The sequence below is a fragment of the Aureliella helgolandensis genome (assembly GCF_007752135.1).
Taxonomy (GTDB): Bacteria; Planctomycetota; Planctomycetia; order Pirellulales; family Pirellulaceae; genus Aureliella; species Aureliella helgolandensis.
On record NZ_CP036298.1, the window covers coordinates 7,102,312 to 7,126,578 of the forward strand.

General features: G+C 56.2%; 17 protein-coding genes and 1 tRNA gene. 7 read left to right on the top strand and 11 right to left on the bottom strand.

The genetic code is table 11. From position 1 onward, the window contains the following. Nucleotides 1–463: 463 nt before the first annotated feature. On the top strand, nt 464–733 hold the full coding sequence (locus Q31a_RS25165; RefSeq protein WP_145084111.1) for a hypothetical protein: 270 nt from the start codon (nt 464–466) through the stop codon (nt 731–733). A gap of 113 nt (nt 734–846) precedes the next feature. Beyond that, the gene (locus Q31a_RS25170) at nt 847–2,157 is read left to right on the top strand and encodes an IS701 family transposase (RefSeq protein WP_145076715.1); all 1,311 of its coding nucleotides are present in this window, start codon (nt 847–849) and stop codon (nt 2,155–2,157) included. Nucleotides 2,158–2,367: 210 nt separating this feature from the next. Here the strand turns inward: Q31a_RS25170 and metG are convergent, their stop codons facing one another. After that, nucleotides 2,368–4,434: a methionine--tRNA ligase gene (gene metG / locus Q31a_RS25175; RefSeq protein WP_145084114.1), complete on the bottom strand. Its 2,067-nt coding sequence runs from the start codon at nt 4,432–4,434 to the stop codon at nt 2,368–2,370. A 713-nt stretch (nt 4,435–5,147) separates the two neighbouring features. Here metG and rplS point away from each other — a divergent pair. Continuing rightward, the gene (rplS, locus tag Q31a_RS25180) at nt 5,148–5,498 is read left to right on the top strand and encodes a 50S ribosomal protein L19 (RefSeq protein WP_145084117.1); all 351 of its coding nucleotides are present in this window, start codon (nt 5,148–5,150) and stop codon (nt 5,496–5,498) included. Between the two features lie 165 nt (nt 5,499–5,663). After that, complete coding sequence (locus Q31a_RS25185) at nt 5,664–6,086, top strand: YraN family protein (RefSeq protein ID WP_145084120.1); 423 nt, start codon at nt 5,664–5,666, stop codon at nt 6,084–6,086. Between the two features lie 33 nt (nt 6,087–6,119). Here the strand turns inward: Q31a_RS25185 and Q31a_RS25190 are convergent, their stop codons facing one another. Beyond that, the gene (locus Q31a_RS25190) at nt 6,120–7,472 is read right to left on the bottom strand and encodes a Gfo/Idh/MocA family protein (protein ID WP_145084123.1); all 1,353 of its coding nucleotides are present in this window, start codon (nt 7,470–7,472) and stop codon (nt 6,120–6,122) included. A 290-nt stretch (nt 7,473–7,762) separates the two neighbouring features. Next, nucleotides 7,763–8,197, bottom strand: coding sequence for a hypothetical protein (locus Q31a_RS25195; protein ID WP_145084126.1), 435 nt, complete (start codon nt 8,195–8,197; stop codon nt 7,763–7,765). 738 nt (nt 8,198–8,935) lie between these two features. Here Q31a_RS25195 and rpsU point away from each other — a divergent pair. After that, nucleotides 8,936–9,133, top strand: a complete 198-nt coding sequence (gene rpsU / locus Q31a_RS25200) for a 30S ribosomal protein S21 (RefSeq protein WP_145084129.1) — start codon at nt 8,936–8,938, stop codon at nt 9,131–9,133. Nucleotides 9,134–9,185: 52 nt separating this feature from the next. Then, nucleotides 9,186–9,259, top strand: a tRNA-Val gene (locus Q31a_RS25205). 607 nt (nt 9,260–9,866) lie between these two features. On the opposite strand, the gene Q31a_RS25210 is transcribed toward Q31a_RS25205, so the two are convergent. Further along, the gene (locus Q31a_RS25210) at nt 9,867–10,808 is read right to left on the bottom strand and encodes a nucleoside hydrolase (RefSeq protein ID WP_197355661.1); all 942 of its coding nucleotides are present in this window, start codon (nt 10,806–10,808) and stop codon (nt 9,867–9,869) included. Nucleotides 10,809–11,069: 261 nt separating this feature from the next. On the opposite strand from Q31a_RS25210, the gene Q31a_RS25215 reads away from it, so the two are divergent. Beyond that, nucleotides 11,070–12,446: an IS4 family transposase gene (locus Q31a_RS25215; protein WP_145084135.1), complete on the top strand. Its 1,377-nt coding sequence runs from the start codon at nt 11,070–11,072 to the stop codon at nt 12,444–12,446. Nucleotides 12,447–12,500: 54 nt separating this feature from the next. Here Q31a_RS25215 and Q31a_RS25220 read toward each other — a convergent pair whose 3' ends face one another. The 7 genes from Q31a_RS25220 to gcvPA all read right to left on the bottom strand — a co-directional run bounded on the left by Q31a_RS25220 (nt 12,501) and on the right by gcvPA (nt 23,960). Next, entirely contained in the window at nt 12,501–14,645 is a 2,145-nt protein-coding gene (locus Q31a_RS25220; RefSeq protein WP_145084138.1) for a sodium:solute symporter family protein, read from the bottom strand. A gap of 98 nt (nt 14,646–14,743) precedes the next feature. Continuing rightward, on the bottom strand, nt 14,744–16,660 hold the full coding sequence (locus Q31a_RS25225) for an ATP-dependent helicase (RefSeq protein WP_145084141.1): 1,917 nt from the start codon (nt 16,658–16,660) through the stop codon (nt 14,744–14,746). Nucleotides 16,661–16,712: 52 nt separating this feature from the next. Next, complete coding sequence (locus Q31a_RS25230; protein WP_145084144.1) at nt 16,713–19,253, bottom strand: carboxylesterase family protein; 2,541 nt, start codon at nt 19,251–19,253, stop codon at nt 16,713–16,715. Beyond that, nucleotides 19,210–19,869: an FHA domain-containing protein gene (locus Q31a_RS25235; RefSeq protein ID WP_145084147.1), complete on the bottom strand. Its 660-nt coding sequence runs from the start codon at nt 19,867–19,869 to the stop codon at nt 19,210–19,212. Before Q31a_RS25235 ends, Q31a_RS25230 begins: the two co-directional genes overlap by 44 nt. 230 nt (nt 19,870–20,099) lie before the next feature. Then, nucleotides 20,100–21,158, bottom strand: a complete 1,059-nt coding sequence (locus Q31a_RS30535) for a lipoyl protein ligase domain-containing protein (RefSeq protein WP_197355663.1) — start codon at nt 21,156–21,158, stop codon at nt 20,100–20,102. After that, nucleotides 21,140–22,597: an aminomethyl-transferring glycine dehydrogenase subunit GcvPB gene (gene gcvPB, locus Q31a_RS25245; RefSeq protein ID WP_145084150.1), complete on the bottom strand. Its 1,458-nt coding sequence runs from the start codon at nt 22,595–22,597 to the stop codon at nt 21,140–21,142. Before gcvPB ends, Q31a_RS30535 begins: the two co-directional genes overlap by 19 nt. Beyond that, nucleotides 22,590–23,960, bottom strand: coding sequence for an aminomethyl-transferring glycine dehydrogenase subunit GcvPA (gene gcvPA, locus Q31a_RS25250; RefSeq protein WP_145084154.1), 1,371 nt, complete (start codon nt 23,958–23,960; stop codon nt 22,590–22,592). Before gcvPA ends, gcvPB begins: the two co-directional genes overlap by 8 nt. Between the last annotated feature and the right edge of the window lie 307 nt (nt 23,961–24,267).

Genomic DNA, 24,267 nt, shown 5'->3' on the forward strand with positions numbered 1-24,267 from the left:
CCCAAGTTCGACTGACCAACACGGCCCTCCTGCCGTGTGAAGGCTTGTCGATATGGCAACCCGCCCCATGGCGGCCTATTGAAATAGCAACCCGCCGTGCGACGGCCTGTTGAAATCGCAACCCGCCGCGTGAGCAAGGAAAGACAACCTCCGCTACAAGGCAATTAAGGATACTACTTCCTCCGCATTAAAATTCAAATTGCGATTAAATCAACAGGCCGGTAAGCAAAGGAAGAGTAGTTACCGCTACAGCGGTGTCTTTCGGCACGACCTTCGCGTCAAAGCTAGAAAAGCTCTTCAATCAACGAAGCGCTAGCCCCCCCGCGGCCTAGCACACACACCACGTTGCATCAACACACCCATCCCCCAAGCCACCGCGCCTCATACACCAACGACCAAAGTGTCGTACGGTAAAGCAATTGAAAAACCCCAGAGCAATGGATGCTCGGAGAGGAACGATACTATGCCAAGGATGTTGGCACTCGGCGTTTTATTCTGCTTTACCGCTGGCTGCGCTAGTCGTCCTGGCTGGGGTTGGGGCGGCATGCAAGGCACTACCGACCGTCAAAAGGCGCGGGCCGTGATTCACGACCCCTACCCACTCAACGACATCGGTCCCGAAGTAATCGGGGGGCGTCCACGAGAGTTCTACACGCCACAAGCCGAGGCACATCGCACTCACAATGTAGATGCGACATTCCCTCAATCCTTCGGCTTTCCGCCGCCCAACTAAGTTCGACTTTCGCACTTTTAAGCCCTTTGCTAGCAAATGGTTGTGAAGAAAGTGGCCCCCGGGTTGCAGGCTTTCGCCTGTGTTAACTAACCCAAACAAGGAGGCCACTTTCAATGGACATTACAACATCTTTCATGCCACTTCTGCAAGTCTTTACTGCCGCGATGACTGAGCCAACCGCACAGTCCTTCAAGCAATTCGTCGCAGGATGGATCTTCGCACCTCGCAGGAATATCACTGGGGCGCTTCGAGCGATTGATCCCACCAAACATCACAGCGCCTATCACCGTATCTTTGCCGGAGCGAGGTGGTCAATCGACCAAGTGGGACTGGCAATGTTCGATCTCGTCGTCAAGCTCACCGATCAGCAACATTGCTATCTTGTCGGCGACGATACCCTGATTCACAAGACAGGCTTGAAAATCTACGGCACAGGGATGCACCGGGATGCCAGCCAAAGTTCCAGTGGCTTCACGTCGTTTCGCTGGGGCCACTGCTGGGTCGTACTGTGTGTCTTAGTCCCTTCACGAAAAGATCCGACGCGAAAGTACGCGATCCCGGTTTTGATGAGGCTCTATCTGAACACCAAGACCAACAAAAAGCTACGTCGCAAGCATCGCAAGAAGACCGACTTAATGCTCGAGATGATCCAACTGTTGACCCAGCATGCGGGCGAGAAATCCCTGCATTTCCTGGGTGACTCAGCTTACACCGGTGGTCGCATGCTGGAGCAAATCCCCAGCGGCATGCACGTCACCGGTCGCATTGGCAAAGACGCCAGACTCTGTGAAGGTCCACGACCCAAGAAACCCGGGCGAGGCCGTCCACCACGACGTGGACCGGTGCTGCCCAAGCCGACCGAGATGTTAGCGACCAAGGGACTTCGTCGCACCACGATCAACCTGTACAGCCAATCGAGCTTTCATGTTCGGATCACGTCGGTGGTCTGCCGGTTGTACCTTGCCCCTGAACGAGAAGTCAAAGTGGTCGCGGTGGAGCACCTTCGCGGCGGGCGGGGAATCGAAGTTTTCTACAGCACCGATGTCAACTTGAGCGAAGAAGAAATCTTGCAGCGGTTCTCTTTTCGTTGGCCGGTCGAGACGACGTTCCAAGAAGCCAAGGGTCACCTCGGTCTGGGCGAACCGCAGAACCGAGTCCGCGCAGCGGTTCGCCGCACGACGCCATCAATGTTCTATCTGTATGGTCTGATTGTGTTGTGGCACGAACACGTCCGGCCAGAGCCTGGTCCATTCATACGAATGTGGCGTGGCAAACGCCATGCATCGTTCGCGGATATGCTCGCGACGCTGCGTCGCGATTCAGTCGAGGAAACACGACAATCTATTTTCTCAGCCGGGCGTTTACCGCCAGCGGCTCAGAAATTAATCAAGCCCCTGGAAGTTCTGCTGTCACTCGCAGCTTAAAAGTGCGAAAGTCGAACTAAGGACCGTCCGAACAATTATTGGCGGATAGTCGCCGAACCGCTCCGCCGGTTCGTTCGGGAAAATGCAGACCGGCGGAGCGATCTGGCGACACTTATTGTTCCGACGGTGCTAACTGCCGCCCAGTGTCACGCGTCCCCCCAAATGGCAACCCGCGACTTCCTACACGGTGCAAGTCTTACGGTGCAAGTCTTAGTGCACGCGTTGGCCGGGCTTCGCTCCCGAGTCAGGCGAGAGTAAGAAGACTTCGGCTCCTCCCCCGCCTGCTGCTGCGACCATCCCTTCGCTCAGGCCGAATTTCATCTGGCGCGGTGCCAAATTCGCTACGCAAATCACCAACCGCCCCACTAGCGACTCCGGCTCATAGGCCGCCTTGATGCCAGCAAAGACGGTTTTCTGCTCATCCCCGCCCAACCCTAGCGTCAGCTTCAATAGCTTGCGCGCGTCGGGCACTTGTTCTGCTGTCAAAATTCTCGCAACTCGCAGATCAATCTTCACAAAGTCATCGATCGTACAAGTCTCGGCCAGCGGTTCTGCCGCCAAGGCATCTCCCGAGTCGTTCCACAGATCGGACGCTGGAACGCCTGCCACGTCGGCTGGAGCTGCGGGGGTTGCTTCTTCTTTACTATCGTCGATCATCGCTTCAATATCCTCTCGCTTTACGCGGGTGAGCATATGCTCAAACTTACCAATGGAAATACCAGTGAGTGGTTGCTGACTCTGACTCCAAGCAGTGATCTCGTCCCCCAACAACTGTCCACATTGCTCCGCTAGGCGAGGCAGCACGGGCGCCAGGTAAACAGCTAGCTGCCGGAACAGATTCAGCGCTACGGTGCAGACATTCTGCAATTCTTGTTGCCGCTCGGGATCTTTCGCGAGCACCCAGGGCTGCGCATTTTCAACATAGGGATTGGCCCGATCGGCCAATTCCATAGTCAAGCGCATCGCCCTCGCAAAATCACATGCCTCATAGGCCTCAGCAATCGCCTCCCCAGCCGCTGCCGCCTCAGCAAACAAGCCGCCATCCTCGGGATAGCGTTCTGCCAGCCCGGTCTTGGCTGCAAACTTGGCTGTCCGACTCGCCAAATTGACGACCTTGCCGACCATATCGGCATTCACCTTGGTGGCAAATTCTTCCAAGTTCAAGTCGAGATCATCGAGGCGAGGCCCAAGCTTGCTGGCGAAGTAGTACCGCAAATATGCCGGATCGAGATGCTTGAGGTACGTCTCTGCCTTGATGAACGTCCCCTTGGACTTGCTCATCTTTTCCCCGCCTACATTCAAAAACCCATGAATGTGGACCTTCGTCGGCAGACTAAAGCCAGCCGTCTTGAGCATTCCAGGCCAAAACAACGTATGAAAGTAGGTGATGTCCTTGCCAATAAAATGATGCACTTCGGTTTCGGGGCTCTGCCACCAGGCGGACAATTCCTCCCCATGGCGTTTGCACCACTGCCACGTACTCGCGATATAGCCTATCGGAGCGTCAAACCAGACATACCAGTAGTTGCCGGGTGCATCGGGAATCTCAAAACCAAAATACGGGGCAGGGCGGGAGATATCCCAGTCGCGAAGCGGGTCGCACAGGAAATGCCCCTTCAGGTAATTCGCCACCTCTCGCTGCAAGTGCTCACCACTCTGCGTCCATTCCTCCAGGAAGGAGTGCAGTTGCTCCAACTCTACGAACAGGTGCAGGGCACTGCGAACCTCCGGCGTCGCCCCCGAGAGCGTACTGACCGGGTCGATCAAATCGGCGGGCGAGTAGGTCGCTCCACACTTGTCACAATTATCCCCATACTGGTCTTTGGCAGCACACTTCGGACAGGTGCCTCTCACAAAGCGGTCGGCCAAGAACGTTCCGGCGACGGGATCAAACAGCTGGTCCACCTCGCGTTCAACGATCAACCCCGACTGCCGCAGGGCGGACCAAATCTGCTTCCCCAACTCATAGTTCTCGGGCGAGTTGGTGCTACCGTAATTATCAAAAGCCACCTGGAAGCCAGCAAAATCTCGCTCATGCGCGGCCTGAGTTTCGGCGATCAACGCTTCTTCACTACGTTGCTCAGCTCGAGCTCGGAGCATAATGGCGGTACCGTGCGTGTCATCGGCGCACACGAAAACACAGCGATGGCCACGCAACTTCTGGAAGCGCACCCAAATATCCGTTTGGATATACTCCACCAAGTGCCCAATATGAATCGGGCCGTTCGCATAGGGGAGCGCCGCCGTCACCAATATTTTTCGTGTTTTCGTGACCAACTTCACATTCCTTTAAACAATGCACTCACACCACCAGCGGCCAGCCGATCCGCTGGCAACATATCGATCTAGTCTTAGCCGGTCCACCGGTCCCACCGAGCGGCTGGCCCAGCAGCTTGCAAAAATCACCACCACCGCCTTCGCAAGGCTCCCCAACGCCCTCCGCCGCGCAAGCAACTCGGAAGCAGGTGCACCGGCCGTGCGAGGCCTTCCGATTCCCCTCAAGAAATCGACTAGTCAACCTGCGCCGCGAGCAGCCACGCGAGCAAACGCCCCCCACAGGAACTGCAAGCACCAGCATTCGGCCGCCGGACAGGCATCCTGCCAACGAACGCGTGCCACTCTTTCGCGGCCTTCTCGGCAGCGATTCTTCTAGCCGCGGACGGTGATAGGGCGGGATTGTATCACCTACCACCCAAAAATTGAGCCCCATTGTAGAAGTGGCCCAACGAAACTGCCCCACAACTCCCCCAACTTGAAAACTTGCCTCAAGTCTGCAATTTGCCCTATCCAAGAACGACAACTTCCGGCACTATAAGGTGTCCGAGCCCTTAGCGAAAAGTAGGATGTGGGAATCACCCAGCTCTACCTCTTAAGACGATAAGAGGCAGCAGGAACGTTAGGTTCCTGAGTAAATGCGCTAAAACCAGCCAATTCAAATACAATGTCAACACGGCTGCCCCAACTAGGCAGCAAGTCGCGGAGAGTAACAGATGAGCCAGAAGATTATGGCCATGGTCGAACAGGCCGCCATGAAGACTGAAGTTCCACAATTTGACATTGGGGACACAGTCGATGTTCACACTAAGATCCAAGAAGGCAACAAGGAACGCATCCAAGTCTTCTCGGGTGTCGTTATCGCACGCAACGGTAGCGGAACGCGTTCCATGTTCGTCGTCCGCCGGATCGTAGCTGGCGAAGGTGTCGAGCGTAAGTTCCCGGTCCACTCGCCTCGCATTGAACGAATCGAAGTCAAGCGCCGCAGCGTGGTTCGTCGCGCCAAGCTCTACTTCCTACGCGAACGCAGTGGCAAGGCGGTTCGCCTCAAAGAACGCCGCATCTAGTTCCCTTGGCTCCCTAGCCAGGCAGCCCCAGTTGCCGCCTAGCTCCCAGGAACAGAGGTATTGTGGGTCGAGCCCATGCTCCCTTCGATAAAAAAATCATTCGGTCAGTGCCTTCGTGGCACTGGCCGTTTTTTTTGGACCATGGGCAAAACGCTGCGAGCAGCGATGCCTTGGCCAACCAGCAATGCTCCCCCAAACAACCAACCATCCGACCTCGGCCCGGCTGGCGAACGCTTAGCGGCACGCTTCCTGCAAAAGCAGGGCTACCGCATTCTAGAACGCAGCCATCGTCAGCGCCTCGGGGAGATCGATCTAATCGCTCTGGATGGTCAGACAATCGTATTCGTCGAAGTCAAAACGCGCAGCTCCTCCCTCGGCGCCGATCCGTCGGAAGCCGTCGACCTCCGCAAGCAAACCAAGCTAACCCGAGCTGCTTTGGTCTACCTCAAGAAACGAAATCTGCTTGAAACACCAGCTCGCTTCGACGTGGTCTCCATCGTCTGGCCCCACCCCACTCGGGGGCAGCCCAGGCTTCGGCACTTCCCCAATGCCTTCGAAGCAACCGGGCGCGGACAAATGTTCAGCTAGCACCAGGCTCCGGCCAGCCCACTAACAAGGAGCTCACACCTTGTCGACCGTCGGATGCACCCAAGGCTCACGGTAGGGACGCGACAACTTGCGATTTGCCTCGGCATCCCCCACAACGCGATGCAGCTTCGCATCCCACTCCAGCGTCCTCTCCAGCTCCATCGACACGTTTGCCAGGATACAAGAGGACGATGAGATATGCCCCTGCTCAATATCCGCCACCGGTCGGCCGCGGCTTTCCACGGCGGCTAACCAATCAAGCATGTGCCCTCGAACGGCCGACGCAACATGCCGCTCAAGGTCCTTCTCGGTCTCATCCTCGGGATACTTGTCATACTCAAACAGAGCTTCGCCACGCAGCGCTTCGCCGCGGCCGTTGGGGATGAATTCATACTTATGCACATCCATCTTTAGCGTCCCCCTGTCGCCGTAGATGATGCTAGCCCACGGATAATCGGGATCCGGACTAGCTCCCCAACTGCGATGGTTCCACACCACGTCCAACCCCTCAAATTCGAACGTGGCGGTTTGCGTATCGCTGATATTAGAGCGACTGGCCTTATCCATTAGGATCCCACCACTGCTCGAAACACGCTGCGGCCAACCCAAATCCAACATCCAGCGGGTCAGATCGAGCATGTGCACGCACATGTCCCCCACGATGCCATTGCCATACTCCATGTTTGCTCGCCATTTGCGTGGATGCCGCAATGAACAATAGGGGAGTAGCGGGGCAGGGCCCGTCCACATTTCGTAATCGAGATTCTCGGGCGGGGGCATATCCGGCGGACTCCCCTTGGCCCGCATGTGGTAATAGCAACAAATCTCAGCGTGCCCCACATTCCCCAGCAAGCCTTCATCGATCACCCGTCGCTTCGCTTCAATTAGGTGCGGCGTGCTCCGTCGCTGCGTGCCAACCTGCACCACTCGCTCATACTTGCGCGCCGCCGCCAACATCGCGCGACTCTCCACCACATCGACTCCGGTCGGCTTCTGCACATATACATCCGCCCCCGACTTCACCGCTTCAATCATGGCCAACGCATGCCAATGATCCGGTGTAGCCACCAGGACCAAATCGAGGTCCTTCTCAGCCAACATTTCTCGATAGTCGTCGTACAGCCGAGGGACCTGGCCGCTGGCTTGGCGCCCCGCCACAATCTCCCCAGCCTCCAGCAGCATCTGACTGTCCACATCGCACAGCGAAACAACCTCCACCGGTGCAACTTGAATCAAGCGGAGCAAGTCAATCTTGCCATACCAACCGGTACCAATCAGCCCCACGCGTTTGACAGGCTGGTCCGCCAAAGCCGCCAAAGATTCTTTCGCGGAAGCAGCTATCCCCGCAGCGGCAGCAGAAGCCTGTAGGAAATTACGGCGTTGCATCGAGACACCTCGTACAGAAAACAGAATAGACGACCGACGGCATGCGCCCATGCGGATACCAATCGCCGATTTGAAGCAGCTGCCAATATAGCACTTCTCCGGCGCCCCAGCGTCGACGGCCCAATCATCGCCTATCGCTAGACAGACTCTCGCGACAGTGGCTAGCCCCACCCAAGCAACCTCACCACCAGGCTGTGACGCATCACCCCGAGGGGCATCCGCGACGCACCCCTCTCAGCCCAGTCGCCAATCAGTAGCCAGCCCTGCTACTGGAATCCGTAGAGGGGCGGCTACATCTCAGCCGAGGCTAGAGCGGCCGAGCTCTCTCCTGTCGCTGCCGGCTGCGCAGCCTGCTCCGCTGAGGGCTTGGGCTGATGGCTTTGGAGGTAGCCCTCCAACACGCTTTCGATACGCGTATTAAGCTCGTCCAATTCGTCCAGAACGCGGGTATGCCGAGCTTCCAGATCCTCCAGAAAAGCCAGCCCCTTCGCATTGCTGTCCTCGGCAAGCTCCGCTGCCTTCCGTTCAGCAATCTTCTGAGACTCGCTCTCCCCCTCCTCCTCAACGGCGACTGCTTCATCCTCCGCCGCATCCTCGACCTGGGCCAAGCTCAGCTCCACGCTGTCGAGCGATTCTTCTGCGGTAACGCCTTCAGACTCGTCCTCCGCAACTTCCGCCAACTTGAGGTTCGCGTCGCAGTTGGCTGGTATCTGCTGGTCAGTCATTTGTCGTAGCCTTGGCGAAAACACACATCAATGGACGAATTGCGGGCAGCTAAGAGAACTGGATGACTCCAGGCCTACGCTCACGAGAGCTGCCCCTCAAACACCACCCCCCAACCCAATGGGAGGCAAGGGTGATTACCGCTGCAGGACCAGCTGGGGCGGTACGATCGCGTCGAAACTAGAAACGCGTTCGCATCGACAAGCCGGCCGGGCCAGCCATGTTTGCGACGCACTCCTGGCAGTGCTCACACCCCTTGGGGCTGGCAACCGGGGCTGGCAACCGGACTGTCCCCGTAACACTGACCATCGAACCGACAAGGTATCGAGATCGACAATTGCTCCGAAAGTTCCGGGTGGCCCCTCTAGGCAAAATTTACAGGTTGCGCAAAATATCGGTTCCTCGCGGAACACGGCCCGGCAGGATTGGTGAATAAGCTGCTAGATTGCTTGTAAATTGCTATCCCAAAACGCCTAGACGGGCCGAGGAAAGCCCTGTACACTGCGGGGCCACTAGTGTCATTACGCCAGAATCCCTCAACGCAATGACAATTTAGTGGTATAGTAGTGTGCCGCGATCACCCGCTTCGGGTCCGGTTCGCAGAGTGTCTAAGTGACGATTCGGACGATAACAGTTCGGTCCAGGCATTTTGTGCAGAGAGTCGGATCGAGTGTTTTCGGCAGACGACTTCTGTTTGTAATTTGTAGCCGCATGAAATTAAGAGGGTTTGGAGTAACTGAATGGTCAAGTTGATGGTTCGCGACCGCGAAACGATTCAAGAAGCGGTCCGACGTTTCCGAAAACTAGTAGAGCGAAGTGGCATTAAGAAAGAGATGCGTCGCCGCGAGTATTACGAAAAGCCAAGTGAAGTGAAGCGTCGCAGCCGACTTCGAGCAGAGCGTCGCGCACGCCGCACCCGTCAACTGTCCGCTACCTAGAAGTAGCCGACCCGAACAAAACAACTCCTGCACTTGTCTCACAAGTGCACAGGGGCGAGTAGCTCAGCTGGTTAGAGCGCCACGTTTACACCGTGGATGTCGGGGGTTCGAATCCCTCCTCGCCCACTCTAGAAAATTCTCAATCCCTGCGGAAACAGATTTCCGCAGGGATTTTTTCGTGGGCAGCAGGAAGCAGAAGAATTCCCGAGTCCATTGGGACAGCTCGACCTAAGACTGGTCGCCTTCACCTCAACCGCTCTCCTGTCACACTATCCTGCCATAGGCTGACACATTCCACCATTCCTGGGGAACGTCAGCGTGCAAGCTTGAGAAGCGTCTCCCTGAGACGCTGTGCTTGCAGCCCTCGCGGGCTAAGAAAAAGATACTGACCGAAATTAGAGAAGCCAGCCCAGCGACGGAATGCTAGCGGCTCATCTTTCCGTCCTTATCTTTCCGTCCTCATCTTTCCGTCCTCATCTTTCCGTCCTCATCTTTCCGTCCTCATCTTTCCGTCTCGATCTTTCCGTCTCCATCTTTAGGCCAAAGCCACTTTCTTCAGCCACAGGCACAAGCTTGTGCGATATGCGGCAGGCTGCAAAATCAGGCTCGGAGCAGCCCTGGGGAAGCTCCCCTAAACAGCCGCCGTCTCCTCCCTAGACCTCCTGCCCATCCGCCTGCCAAGCAGTCTAAGACCTAACGGGCATCCCGCGGCATTCGATTTAGGCAGCGAGGCTTATTTCAAGCTTGCTGCGTCCATGGCGTCCCAGAAGTCGCGAGCCATCCCCTGAGAGTCGATCGCTTCAAAGACTTTGACGCGTCGCGGGTTGTCGGGAAATTGCGCGACATTTTGAGCATCGTGGATAATAGGCGCACCGACGACGACAGGGGTCGCTAGTTTCGGGCGCAACACGGCTTCGATGAGAGCCACGTCCCACATGACTTTGGAGGGTTTTCCGGCAGTGCGAGAAAAGGTTTCCCAGCGGTCTACCATCAGATCCCAAACGCCGCCCCGGCCCTTAAAGTGTGCGTCCACGTCTTTTTTGAGCAGGACCATCTCCACACTGACCGAGCGAGCTGGCATGTGAATGTATTCTACATCCGATTCAAAAATCGCTTTGACGGCGTGGATGTCATTTCTCCAGTTGAAGATCCCTGGTCCCCAGCGACTGTCTTGGTAATCGCCATCAATGAAGGCGAAGACCACTTTCGACTCGATGGAGGGATCCAAAACAAGGGCCGACGCTAGGTTCGTGCACGCTCCAAGTGCAAACACCACGAGCTTATCGTCGGCGGTTCCGGCGTGGGCTCTTTCGATAATCAACCGAGCGGCTGGCGAATCAACGGGCTCGGTCGGTGCAGCCATCGAACGATCGGCTCCGATTGGATGGGGAATCGATCCACTCAGCCCCATCGAATCCAAGATTTGCTCGTTGAGCACCTGGCTTCGATGGACGGTTTCGTTGGGTTCTGTAGAGCGCGTGAAGTGAGCCGATGTCACCCCCTCGACTCGAAACTCGGGCGCAACCAGAGCTCGAACAATCGCATAGATATCGTCGATTTCATTCGCGGTATCCGCGTCGACGATCACTCGCACTGCCTTCTCAGAGGCTCTTGCCGCTCCCAATGTTCCGACCAGCAACAGGAGCATACTGCCAACAAGAAATATTTTATTCAATCGATGGTTACCTTTGAAAACAGAATTGAGAGCCTGCATCAGCAGGCTTCCCTCAGAATGGCCTCTTAGTGCCTTTTCAAACTTTAGTCTTGGGTTAGCACGGAAAAAGGTGTCCGCGGAAAAGGTGTCCGACACGAATGGCACTTAATCGGCCTAAGGTACTGGTGCTTCTAGAGTTAAGTTCGATTGACAGCAGGGGGCTTCACTTGCGATGAGTTTGGGTAATCTTACCTCCCGAACACACCAAGCAAGGAAGCCCCCGTGTGCCATCATCCGTTTGATTCGTTCCGCTGTCGAGTCCAACATGCGCGCCAACACGGCGATCTTTACTTCGCCGCCTTGATCTCCAAAGAGACTATCGCGTCAGTCTTTGGCAATGCAAGTGCCATTCTCGATTCGGCCAGAGTTTACAACACATCGGTCACGCTGTGGGTCTTCCTCTCGCAAGTCATGAGCATCCACCACGGCTGCGTCTCTGCGGTCGCCAAGCTGATCACCCATCGAGTCGCCAACAACCAAACTGCTTGCTCTGCCGAAACCGGTGCTTACTGCATTGCTCGAGACAAAATCGACGAGCAATCCATGCAACGTCTTGTGACGGCCAGCGGACTTGCGATTGAAGACAGCAGTCCCGACCATTGGCGATGGCTGGGGCACCGCGTGATCACCGCCGATGGTGCCACCGTTACGATGGCAGACACGTCGGAGAATCAAGCCGCCTACCCGCAACTTAGTAGTCAAGCACCCGGTTGTGGATTTCCGATCTTGCGAGTCGTTGTACTGTTCGCGTTGTCGACTGGCGTTGTGCTCGACATGGCGATGGGCCGATACAAAGGTAAGTTCACTCACGAAGTAAGTTTGTTTCGTCAGATCGACGCAATCATCGAAGAAACCGATATTTTCCTAGCTGATCGCGCCTATGCGGGTTGGTTCGAGATGGCGAGGATGATTCAACGTGGTGCACACGTCGTTGTTCGCAAACACCAGTTGCGCAAGTCAGATTTTCGGACTGGAATTGGTTACGGCAAAGACGATCACTCCATCCAAATCGACAAGCCAGCTCGTCCCGACTGGATGAGCATTGAAGAGTACGAGACGTACCCGGACTTCATCACCATTCGCGAGATCCGTATCCGAGTTGAGAACAACGGATTTCGCACTCGCGAGATTATCGTTCACACATCGCTGTCGGACGATACGGAGTACACGAGGGAGGACATCGCGGCCCTGTTCCGTAGAAGGTGGCAAGCAGAACTTCATTTACGGAGCTTGAAAACGGTCATGCAGATGGAACACTTGCGCTGTAAAAAGCCGCATCGAGTGCGGAACGAAATTCGGACGCACATGTTGGCTTACAATTTGATTCGCGGGGTGATGTCTGAAGCGGCCGTCGAAGGCGACGTTCAACCTTGGCATATCAGTTTCAAGTCAACACTGACAACGGTGACGGATATGCTTCCGGTTCTAGGCCTAATCAGCAACGCCGATGAATTATGCACGGTGTTGTACCGCTGCTGCTTGCAACACGCAGTTGGCAATCGACCGGACCGCTACGAGCCCAGGGTGCTCAAGCGAAGACCGAAGAAATACAAGCTGATGCAAAAGCCAAGAAGCGAATACAAACCCGGGGAGGCATAGGACTTACGCCGATTAAGTGCCATTCGTGTCCGACACCTTTTTCCGCTCCCGCCGTTAGCTGCCAATATTAGCTAGCCACATGAGCAAACCGATGATCAGCACGCACACACAGCACGAAGCGACAAATCCGCCCACGTCCATGATCGTCGGGCGGACAAACTCCCAATCCGAGCCGGGAAAAATCTTGCGTCCCTCGGTGGCTTTGGGCGAGGCGTAAGCTGCCTGCAGCGCAAGTTGGTCCGCCTTGTGGTCTGCCAATACCGGAGTATTCATCTTGGCAAAGTAGCGATTCAAGGCTTCGTCGGTTCCGCGCGGCGTCAGAAAACTAAGCAGCAGTAAGACGACGAATGGCATCAGCAAGCGGGTAGGCAAGCGAAGTGTCTCGAGGGTTGCCTTGGACGCTCCCGAAAGGTCAATGCCGAGAGCCGAATAGAGCAAGAAATCAAAATTGAAACTTCCCTGCCCAACCTGCGGCCCAACCTTCCGCTCAACGCGAACGAACATTTCTCCTTCCTGATGCTCCTCTACCAGCTCCAGTTGCGGCTCACCAGCCGGTTTGACATCTCCCTTCCAAAAGATCGACGTCCCACCACTCCTCAGTTGGATTGTGATGGGTTCTCCCAAGATGGCCTGCGGTGGTTCAGGGCCCAGCGATACCTTGCCCTCAGCATCTGCCTGTGCCAGCGCCGCCTGAGCGGCCACCCAAGCCTCGTGTCGAGCGACATCGGACTCCGTAGCCTCGCGCTCAAACGTTTTGGTGACGATATGCGTCGTCGTCGAGAGCGTTGGGTTTTCGCGCAGACCTGGCCAGGCACTGGGGATGACCACCGGCAAGACAAAGAATAGCAACAGCGAAAATAGAATCGTTCCCCACACGGCTGTCCGATTGGCCCTCCGCCAGTACATGCCAACCCAGAAGGGAGCCGCGAACAAAATTGGCAGCTCCATTGCGATTTTGAACTGCGCAAACACATCAGCATACATGATCGCGAATACCGCAGCACCGACGATAATCAAGAGTCCGGTGAGTCGTCCGACGAGCACGTATTTCTTCTCACTGGCATTGGAGTCGATATAGGCGGCATAGACGTTTCTGACAACCAAGCCGGAGGTCACAATCATGTAGGTATCTGCCGAGCTCATCATCGCCGCCAATAGGCAGGCGAGCATGAGTCCCACGAGCCCCAAGTTGAGTGGGCCGAGTATCTCGCGAGCGGCCACACCCCACACTCGATCCGGGTTCGTTGCAATTTCAGCACTGCCGGCCAACAAGGCCAACGCGATCAGCGCCGTGAGAGCCCAGCCGGCTGTACAAAGTCGCTTGAGAAAATTGCCAACGACCAAGCCGATACGGGCTTCATCTTCGGTTTTCGCGGAACCACCACCGGTGGCAATAAAGTGCGGCTGAACCACGATTCCGACCATCCCTAGCAGCGAGAGGGAAATGATGTAGTGAATGGGAAACTCACCACTGCTCGGCCCGGAGAAGAGACTGAAATGGTCGCTGGAAACGCGTTCATGCATGATCCGAAAACCATCCATCAATCCCTGCTGCCCCTCTGCTCCATACTTCTTGGCCAGCGCCCACAGACCGAAGGGAATCAGCAGAACCGACAGTAGGATAATGAACAAACCTTGAATCAAATCTGTCCAGTATGCAGCGGTTAGCCCGCCTAGCACACCATAAACAATCACAATTGCAGCGATCCCAGGGATCAAAGTGTACTTGAGTTCCAACCCAAACAATCCGTTCTCAACGCCAACCAACGGGACGGCAAAAGCGGCAATGGCGGAGAACATGGTGGACAAGTAAACCATGTAGAACACGATTGCAAAGAGAGTGTAGGCAACTCCCATGGCCCGCGATTCATAACGCTCTACAAACCAATCGCCCAGCGTCAAATGCCGCATTCGCCGATACCAGACTGCAGTAATCCAATAGATGGGCGTAACAAACAGCCACATCAAAGCTGACCACACGCCGCTCAGTCCACTGGTCCATGCAGTGCTACCGACTTGAACCGGTTCGTGAGCGCCAGTCCCGGCACCAAACGCCGCAAACGTCTGCAATATCTTGCCGAAACCTCGCCCCCCCATGAAGTAATCTTCTTGATCGCTCACGCGCCGCATGGCCCAAACGCCGATAGCAATCATCACCAGGAAATAGGCGCCGAGTACGAGATAGTCAATGAGAGTCATGGTATTGCCAGAGGAGGGCAGGGGAGGTGTCGCGGAAGACCAACTGAGATTTAGGAAGCTGGATCAGAGACAATCATACCATGTGAGACCAGGCCCATTTAGCCGATGTAATCGTCGTCCCAAGAAACATCGTAGAGCGATCCGAAGAGCGACTTGGAGTCCACCAAGGTTTTCGGCAAGCGTTCCAGAAAGTAGTGGGTTTGGACCGGAGCATTCCAAGAGACGCGGGCTGGGCCGCGCGAAAAGTGCCGGGTTAGCACCAATTCGTCTTCGGCTCGGGTGAGTGCTACGTACAGAACGCGGCGTTCCTCCTCGATTGCCTCGGCATCGTCCAGGCTGCGGGTATGCGGGTAATTGCCGGGCTGCACTCCCACCACATAGCACGCCTTGGACTCCGTTCCCTTCGCGCTGTGCACGGTGATCAGCGTGACGATATCATCGCCCTCGGAGGGACTGGCTTCGCTAGCCGACATGGGATCAAGCGTGTAGGTTTCCAGAAACGTCGCCACATCCTGATGCTTGGCAGCCAATTTCCCCAGCAGACGAAAATCCTTACTGCGCGATTCCCAATTTTCGTAGCGGGTTTCAAAGAGCGGTTCCAGATTCTGAGTCAACTGCTGGATGGCCTCACTCGGTGCTCGCTGCTGGCGAGCAACGAGATGCACTGCCTCTGCAATTTCAGTGCGTTTGCCCACCGCTTCATCCAACACGCTGGCCGCTTCGCTAGAGGATGAAGTGCTGACAATCTTGCAAACCATTTTTGCAGCGGTCACTTCGCCAATTCGAGGCCATAGCGTTAGGTAGCGCATCCAAGCCAACTCATCTCGATAATTGACGGCAACCCGCAGCACGGACAGCAAGTCACGGACATGGGCCATCTGCAGCAAGCCGATGCCACCGACAAAGCGATAGGGGATCTTGCGTTCAATCAGCAACCCTTCCACCGGTCGGGCTACGTAGGCGGAGCGGCAAAGCACCATGTGATCGTCCCACCTTGCCCCCTCGGCGTGCCTCTTCATAATGCGGCCGACAATCCACTCAGCCTCATCGTATTCATTCTCAAAATCGAGCAACTGTGGCTTATCGCCCGCTCCGCGCACCGCCCGCAGGCGTTTCTCGTATTTGAGGTCGGAGACTTCGAGCAGCCAGTTGGCCAAATCGAGGATGGGCTGAGTCGATCGATAGTTCTGCTCCAGCTTCAAGGTCTCCGAATTGGGCAGCCTCGAGTTGAAAGAGTGCACGTTCTTGAAATCGGCGCCGCGAAAGGCGTAAATACTCTGCGCATCGTCGCCCACGCAGAACAAATGCGCATACTCGGCTAGGCTCTCGAGAATCAACCACTGCAGCGGGTTGGTATCCTGCATCTCATCGACCAGCACGTGGTCAAATTGCTGAGCCACTTTGCGACGGACTTCGTCGCTATCGTGCAAGACCTTGGCAAAGCGGTGAAGGATATCGTCGTAATCGAAGTAGGATCCCGCCAACTTGCGTTCTTTGTACTTCGCAAAAATCTTCAGCACTATTTCAACGGCAGGTGGATCGAGCTCAGCAAACTTTTCCAGATACTTCCGCGGGGGCTGGTTGGTGTTGCGGGCGTAGGAGTAGAAGCTTACGAGCTGAGCGGCTTTGGCAATGGACGAGTCCTTGCCAACAATCTCTCCTCGCGCGAGCTTCATCAACTGCAACTGGTCATCACGATCCATAACCGTCAGATCGGTAAAACCGAACCAACGCTGCCGGGACCGCATGATCCTCAGGCAGAAATTGTGGAACGTGCCCGTGACAACGGTAGCCGCATCCTCTCCGGCCGCTTTGATCAAACGCCCGCGTATTTCACTGGCCGCACGCCGAGTGAAGGTGACGATCACGATGCGTTTGGGAGAAACACCGGTAGCGAGCAAGTGCCGCGCTCGGCCGATGATCGTCCGAGTTTTCCCCGTCCCAGCTCCTGCCAATACGAGCAGATTGCGCGCTTCACTCGTCAACGCCGTCTGCTGTTCTGCATTGAATTCCATTCAAGCTCAATCCCGTGGGTTGCGGCAGTTTGCCCTTGGGTGCAACGGTAAACTACAGAGCCACGCGCTGCCAGAAGACGTGCATCCGATCCCCCCGTTGGCGAACATCCTCGAGCATTACGCTAATACTGGGTGATAATTCCAAGCGCGAGGAGTCCCCCTGAACATTAATCGTAATTGTACGCGAAAAATCGACCATGTCAGGGGTTAGCCAGACGATCGTGGAGTTCCCAGGCGACGGAATCTTGCTGACGACAATACCGTTCATCGTGGGGGCGAGCAGTCGAGCCTCAAAGCCGGCTTTGGCACTGGGGTCAAATTGATAGGCATTGCCCGTGGCGGTGGGAATGATCTGCGGAGCTTCCAGCCAATAGAAAAACCGATCTCCCGAGCGCATCGTCGTAACATCAATGACTTGCGGCGTCCGCAGCCGACGGTGGCTGGACAAGACCATCCACTCACTGATCTTAGGCAATTCCGAGGAGAAGGTTTCGCGGCCACAGCCGCGGTACTCGACCACCATCGAGTCATAGAGGGGTGAAGACAGATAGCGCGTCCCCACCGTTCCCAATTGGCTGCCCGCACGCGTCCCGTCGCTATCGCCGTAAACGATGTAGGTCGCCACCGGTATCTGGTCCTTGAGGCGCCGGGACGCCTTAATATTCTCACTATACTGCACGATGTATTTGTCGGCTCCAGGGCTGATCATAATGGCCCCAGCCCACAAATCGGGATGCGAGAGAGCTAAATCCCAGGCGGCAGTAGCTCCATCGTAGTGCCCAGACACGAAGACTCGGTCGGTGTCGATCGAGAACTTTCGAAACGCATCTCGCAAGCAAGCTAACATGCGATCGTGTTCGCCTTCGGAGTACTCGTATTCGGTCTGTCGATCGAGCATCCAGTCTGGAGAAACCACGATCACGCCGTGGCGTGTGGCTTGCCCAAAGCGAACCTGAGTGTCTTGCCAATCTACCTGCTGTCCACACCACCAATCCAATTCAAATTCCGGACTCATGCCACGCCCTGTCATGGCCAGCACGCAGGGATATTTCCGATTGGGATCGTATTCCGGGGGCAGTTGCACGACATATTGCACCGGATCCCCACCAGGCCGCGGCACACTCAGGCGGTACATGCCCTCGGGATCCCCATCCTTCACCTGCGGAGGGGACTGAGGCGGTTTCATGACCTCCAAAATCTTATCTAAGAACTGCGGCTGAGCCCCTTCCTCACTCTGCAACTGACGCAAAATCTCTTCGCGTCGCGCTGGCGAGGACCCGTTGAGGTACTCGCGGACCAACTCGCGAACGCGAATCAAGGATTTGACGACAGCCAGATTATCCAACCCTTCGCCCGGACCGAGCAACCAGCCCCCCAGTGCTAAGGCGACAATATTCTCAGGAGGCAGATCGGGATCAAAACGGAGACGCTGAAAATCCGCCAAGCGAGCGGCCGATTCAAGATTAACCTCTTCCAACAGTTCGGTCACAGTCGGCGCCAAAAACGTCCGCTCCACCTCAGGCAATTCTGCCACTTTCTCCTGCAGTGCTACGGTCGCTTCGCTCACCACACGAATCTGCGCTTGCAGTGTTTGCAATTCGTCGGCCAGCTTGACCTGGGTTTCCAACGGCAGCGTATCCTTCGGAAAGATGGATAGCAGATGGCCTGCAACTTTATGTTGTCCAGCTTGCCGCCGAAGCTTGATTTCATTGAATTTCTGCTGGGAGAGAAGCTGCTCCAACTGCGTGAGTAAGTTGCGACTATCCTTCAGCTCCAGTGGAAACTTCCTAATCGCCTCCTCCATGACGTCACGCGCCTCCACATAGCGTTCCGCTTGCATGTAGAAGCGGACCATCCGCAGCCAGTCTCCCGAACTGGACATATCGAGGACTTGCATCAAAATTTCACGAAGCGTTTGGGCTGGTATGGACGAGGTGGTGCGTCGTTGGTCCCAAGCGAATTGAGTCGCGTCGGATCTCAGCACTTCGACTTTGGCAAATACGGGAGAGAGCAACGTAATGCCTTGCGTCAGACTGACCGGCCCGCGGGTGGTCATCAACTTGTATTCGCGACGTCCGTACTTACTGAACTCGCTAACGCCCAAGACGCCTAAGATCGCGGGAGCTACACCGGTGGTGGCTACTTCCATCGAAGAGGGAAATACGATTTCTTCGAAGGAGGCGATGGTAGATTCGCGGGCAGCCAACACGTTCATGGGACTGCCGTTGTAATAGGTGGCAGTAACCCCATTATCGAGGCGTTGGATCGGCATCCCCTGGACTTCACCCGCTGGAGAACCCGCTTGGAATGAATTCGTCGAGATGGAAGCGACCGCGGTCACTTGCCCAGGCCCCAGCCGCAAACCGTTGCGAAGCTCGACCGTATACTGCTGCTGAGCCAACGCTGGAGCCGAGGCCGTCCAAGAACAGAACGCAACTACCAGGAGCAGGCCCCACAGCCGACCCCCCATTGAGGTGGCAGGCGAAAGCCAGCCCTCTGAAGAGGCGCTGCGATCGTCCTCCGCGCTGCGGTCGACCGAGAATGCGGGACTAGCGTCCGCTAAAGAACTTACGAAGCGTTTCAGAGGCTGCATCCTTCGAATTGCCGGACTGGGGCCCCTTTGGAATCGGTGGCAGTTTGCCTGGTTTGGATTTTCCCTTAGCGACATCCGATTTAGTTTCTTCCTCCGCCTTGAGCTCCATGATCGTCGATTCAGGAATATCCTTGCTTTCGGCAATGTGAAACTGCCGAGTCTCGGGATCATCTTGCGAGCGTTCGATTTGATCGGCCTCTTCAAGCCAGCTACTTACACTGACTTCGTCATAGCGGCTATCGCCGGTATTTTCGGCCGTGCGCGCTGCCGCATCTTTAACGTCCTTAACTTCGGGCTTCTTGACGTTGCTAACCCCGGCCTCAATGACGGCAATAAACTCTAGCTTGCCAACACGGATATGGTCGCCGTCTTTGAGAATTTTCGCGCGAGCAGGGTCCAGCTTCTTATCGTTGACCAAAGTGCCATTGCGACTCTTCAAGTCGATCAACAAAATGCGGCCATCTTTGCGAATAATTGCGCAGTGCCGTCGGCTAATGGACTCGCTCTTGGGCCGCAGGTGGCACTCATCGCTTCGTCCAATCAAGAACTTATCGTGATTTACGGAGATGAGTTTTCCGCTGTGTCCGCCCGTTACAACCTTAAGCTGCATCTGCATATTCAAACCTCTTAGGCTCTCTAACCGTCATATTGCAATGGACATCGTCCAAATTATCCTTAGACAATTAGGGACGGCAAGCTTTTTTGGCGACACTTAGAGTTTTTGGTGAGTACGTATCTTGATTATTCATCAGGGGAGCATGCCACTGCAAGACCCAAACTTGGTGGATCGCCCTCGAAACTACGGGGAATGCCGCCAATCCGCCCCAAACACCCCCATTATGGGCATCAGACCCTGCGTTGCCAGCCCATCTCTCGAAACTTCGCCACCTTCTGAGCTAGTTGCGATAGACTCAATTCATGCGGGTCGGCTGGCTGCCACGCCCTCCCCCAATAGCGCTGCACCGCATCCAGCAAGACCTCTTCAAATGCATGCAATTGCAAATTGGGGTGTGTTACCGCCGGTCGGCCATTTTGCCCCGCGTCTGCCGGCATCGTTGAAGAGGGAGCAACCTGCATGCCGGCGCACGGTAAATCGTCCAAACCGGGCAGAGAAACGGCAAATGGACTGCGAGCTAGCAAAAGACTTCCATGCTGGAGCAAGCCACCCCGCACACGCCGCTGCGCACTCCCCATGACCTTGGCATGCTCAAGCTGCGGGTCTTGAGGGAATGAGGCACCAGCTGGGGCCTCCGCCCCGGGCATGACGACCACATCCCCATGATTGCGACGCTCAAAACACAAGAAGGAAGCGCTAGCCCGCCGCCAGCCGACGCTATCGCCAGCTACCGCACTACCCCCTGAAACACCGGGTCCTGGAACACCGGGTTTTGAGACTTCGAGTTTTGAGACTTCGGCTACCGAAACGTCGGTTTTGGGACCGTCAGCGGCTGGCGTCTTGGGTGCCGGGCGTGAACTGTCAGAATCCCATTTGCCGGCCTGCCACCCCATGCCATCCAGCCACTCGACCATCGCTTGGTGGATAAAATCGTACAGCGGCTGCGAGGCCCCCACCCCCTGACGCGCTCGATTCGAATCGGCTCCCTGCAGTAGATTGTCTGGCACGGCCAAGGAGTAGGTCCAATCGTGGTGATGTACGATGGCCCCACCACCAGTCGCTCTGCGAACCACGCGGGGCGTCGCGTCCACCGCATCCCCTGCGCGAGGGAAGTGCTGCAGAAAGTCTCCGTACTTCTGAAAATAGCCCAAGGAGACCGTCGGCTCCGCCCACTGGTAGACTCGCAGCAGAACAACCCGGTGCTCTGCCGCGTGCTCCAACATGGCTTGATCGATGGCCATATTCTCTGCGCCGCTGAGCGACGCAGTGGTTAGGTGGAAGCCGTCCATCGCATCACCGGCTGTCGAGCCGCCTTCACTTCGTCAGGTCGAACAATCGCTGTCGAACTGGGCGCGTGGTGTAGATTTTCAGCCGGTTCCGCCAAAATCGTTTCCAGCGCCACCACGAAGGCATCCATCGTTTCCTTGCTTTCCGTTTCCGTCGGCTCGATCATCATCGCTTCAGGCACGGTGAGCGGGAAGTAGACGGTGGGAGCATGAAAGCCAAAGTCGAGGAGTCGCTTGGCGATGTCCATGGCCGTCACTCCCTTCTCCTTCTTCAACCGACTGGCCGATGCCACAAACTCATGCATGCAGCGATCACCGTTCGGGATTGGGAGCACATGCTTGAGTCGAGCGAGCAAGTAGTTCGCGTTGAGCACCGCATGCTGACTCACCTCTTTCATTCCACGGGCACCATAGGCTCGAATGTAGCAGTAGGCTCGGACCAACACGCCGATATTTCCATTAAAGCTTCGCACGCGGCCAATGGATCGCGGATGATCGCTTTCCAGCGAGTATGTCTGGCCATGCTTGGCGACTCGCGGGACTGGCAAATAGGGCTCCAAAAAGTCGCGTACACAGATCGGTCCGGCACCGGGGCCACCACCACCATGCGGCCCGCTAAAGGTCTTGTGGGGATTGTAGTGCATCATATCCGCACCAAAATCACCCGGACGTGAGATCCCTAGAATGGCGTTCATATTGGCACCATCCAAATAGATCAGCCCCCCGACCTCATGGACCAAGGTGGTAATCTCATGGATCTGCTTCTCGAACAACCCCAGGGTGCTTGGGTTGGTAATCATGAACACCGCTGTCTGATCATCGGCCTTGCTCCGTAGATCCTCCATGTCGACCGAACCATCGGGGCGCGAACGAATGGTCACGGCTTGAAATCCAACCATGGTGGCACTAGCCGGATTCGTACCGTGGGCACTATCAGGCACGAGGACTTTCGTGCGTGCCTCCCCACGATCGCGAAAATAGGCAGCCGCAGCCATCAACGCCGTTAGCTCGCCGTGCGCTCCTGCGGCAGGCTGCAGCGAGACGGCGGGCAAGCCAGAAATCTCGGCGAAATAGGTTTGCACCTCGTACAACAGCTCCAACATGCCTTGCACGGTATCATCGGGTTGCAAGGGGTGCAAATCGACGATTCCTGGCAAGCTGGCCAGGCGTTCATTCCGCTTGGGATTGTACTTCATTGTACAAGAGCCCAGGGGGTAGAAATGGGTATCGACCGACATGTTCAACGTCGAGAGATTGGTAAAGTGCCGCACGACATCCCCCTCGCCCAATTCGGGAAGCCCTAGTGGCTCGCTTCTCAACGAAACGCGGGGATAAAGGCTGGCTAGATCCGGAGCGGGCACGTCGCACTCTGGCAAACGATTGGCGCGACGCCCTGGTTTGCCAAGTTCGAACAACAGTTGAGTGGCTTGAGTATTACGCATGGGCGACCTCCGTCGGGTGACTGGAACTGACGAGTAGCTGCAGCAACTGATCCAGTTCTGCGCGGGTTCTTTTTTCGGTAACGGCGATCATGAAACAATCGGCAAATTCGGGATACCATCTACCGAGATCCAGCCCAGCCAGCATGCCATGTTGCTGGCAATGAGCCAATACGCCGGGCACATCCTGCTGGCGATCACGCACGACGATTTCTCGCCAACTGGATCCATGGAAACGAACTTCGAATCGCTCATTCCCAGCCAACTGCGTTTCCAAATAATGCATCTTCCAAGCACACTGCTCAGCGGTTTCACGCAGCCCCTGGGGCCCCTGGAGCGCCAGATAGATCGCGGCCCGCAGCGCAAACAGCCCTTGATTGGTACAGATGTTACTGGTGGCCCGGTCACGGCGGATGTGCTGTTCACGCGTTTGAAGAGTCAGCACCCAACATCGCTGCCCCTGCCGATCTTCGGTCTGACCAGCGATACGACCTGGCATGCGCCGCACAAAGGCTTCACGACAGGCCATGATCCCAAGGTAGGGTCCGCCGAACTGAAGGGGATTCCCCAGTGCCTGTCCCTCCCCAACCACAATGTCGGCTCCCCACTGCGCTGGACTTGCAAACATGCCTAGTGAAATCATGTCACAAACCGCCACGACGACGGCGCCCGAGGCCTTGGCCGCTTCCGCGTGAGGCGTCAAGTCCTCGATGACACCAAAGAAGTTCGGTTGGCTCAACACCACACAGCCCACCGACTCATCGAGCGACTCCTGCCACTCGGCTAAAGGCACGTTCCCGTCAGGACAATCGACAGTCACTAGTTCGAAACGCGTCCACTGCAAATAGGTCTCCAAAACCTGGCGGTACTCTGGATGCAGGCTACTGGCAACCACCACGCGCGAGCACTTGGGGCGACTGGCCATCGCCAGCAAGACCGCTTCGATCGTGGCACTTGCCCCGTCATAGAGACTGGCATTGGAGACATCCATGCCGGTCAATTGGCAAATCAATGTTTCGTATTCGAACATGACCTGCAAATTGCCCTGGCTGACCTCCGGTTGGTAGGGGGTATAGGAAGTGTAAAATTCCCCACGGCTTGCAAGGGCATCGACGACAGCGGGAATGAAGTGATCGTAGGCGCCGCCACCTAGAAAGCAGACAGCCTGACCAACCCCTTGATTGCGGCTCGCCAACTGCTCCATGCGACGAGTGAGTTCAATCTCGGAAAGCGCGGCGGGAATCTTGAGCTCGCCCTCGAACCGGGCTTCCGGCGGAATGCAATCGAAGAGCGAGTCGATACTCGATGCTCCAATCACCGACAGCATCTCGTGCACATCTTCGGATGTGTTGAACAAATAGGCCATGTAGGGACTCCCATTGACTCATTCCAACTCAGCCCCGGTCCAACACCCGGACTATCGCTGAAGAGCGAAACTAATCGATTAAATTTCAAAAGAACAACTCATATTTCGGGTGCCAGACACTGCTTAGCACCGCGAACTTCCCCGACTCCACCCGCCACGCGAGCAAGTCGGGCGTGGTCTCAGCTACCGTTCCAACTCAGACGTTCAACATTGGCACTGTCGTGCGTTGCTGAATTGAGGAGCTTTTCAATCCCAAGGCTGAAACAGGCATTCCGAAATGCGCCGCCCGGTACACTCCGGAATCAAA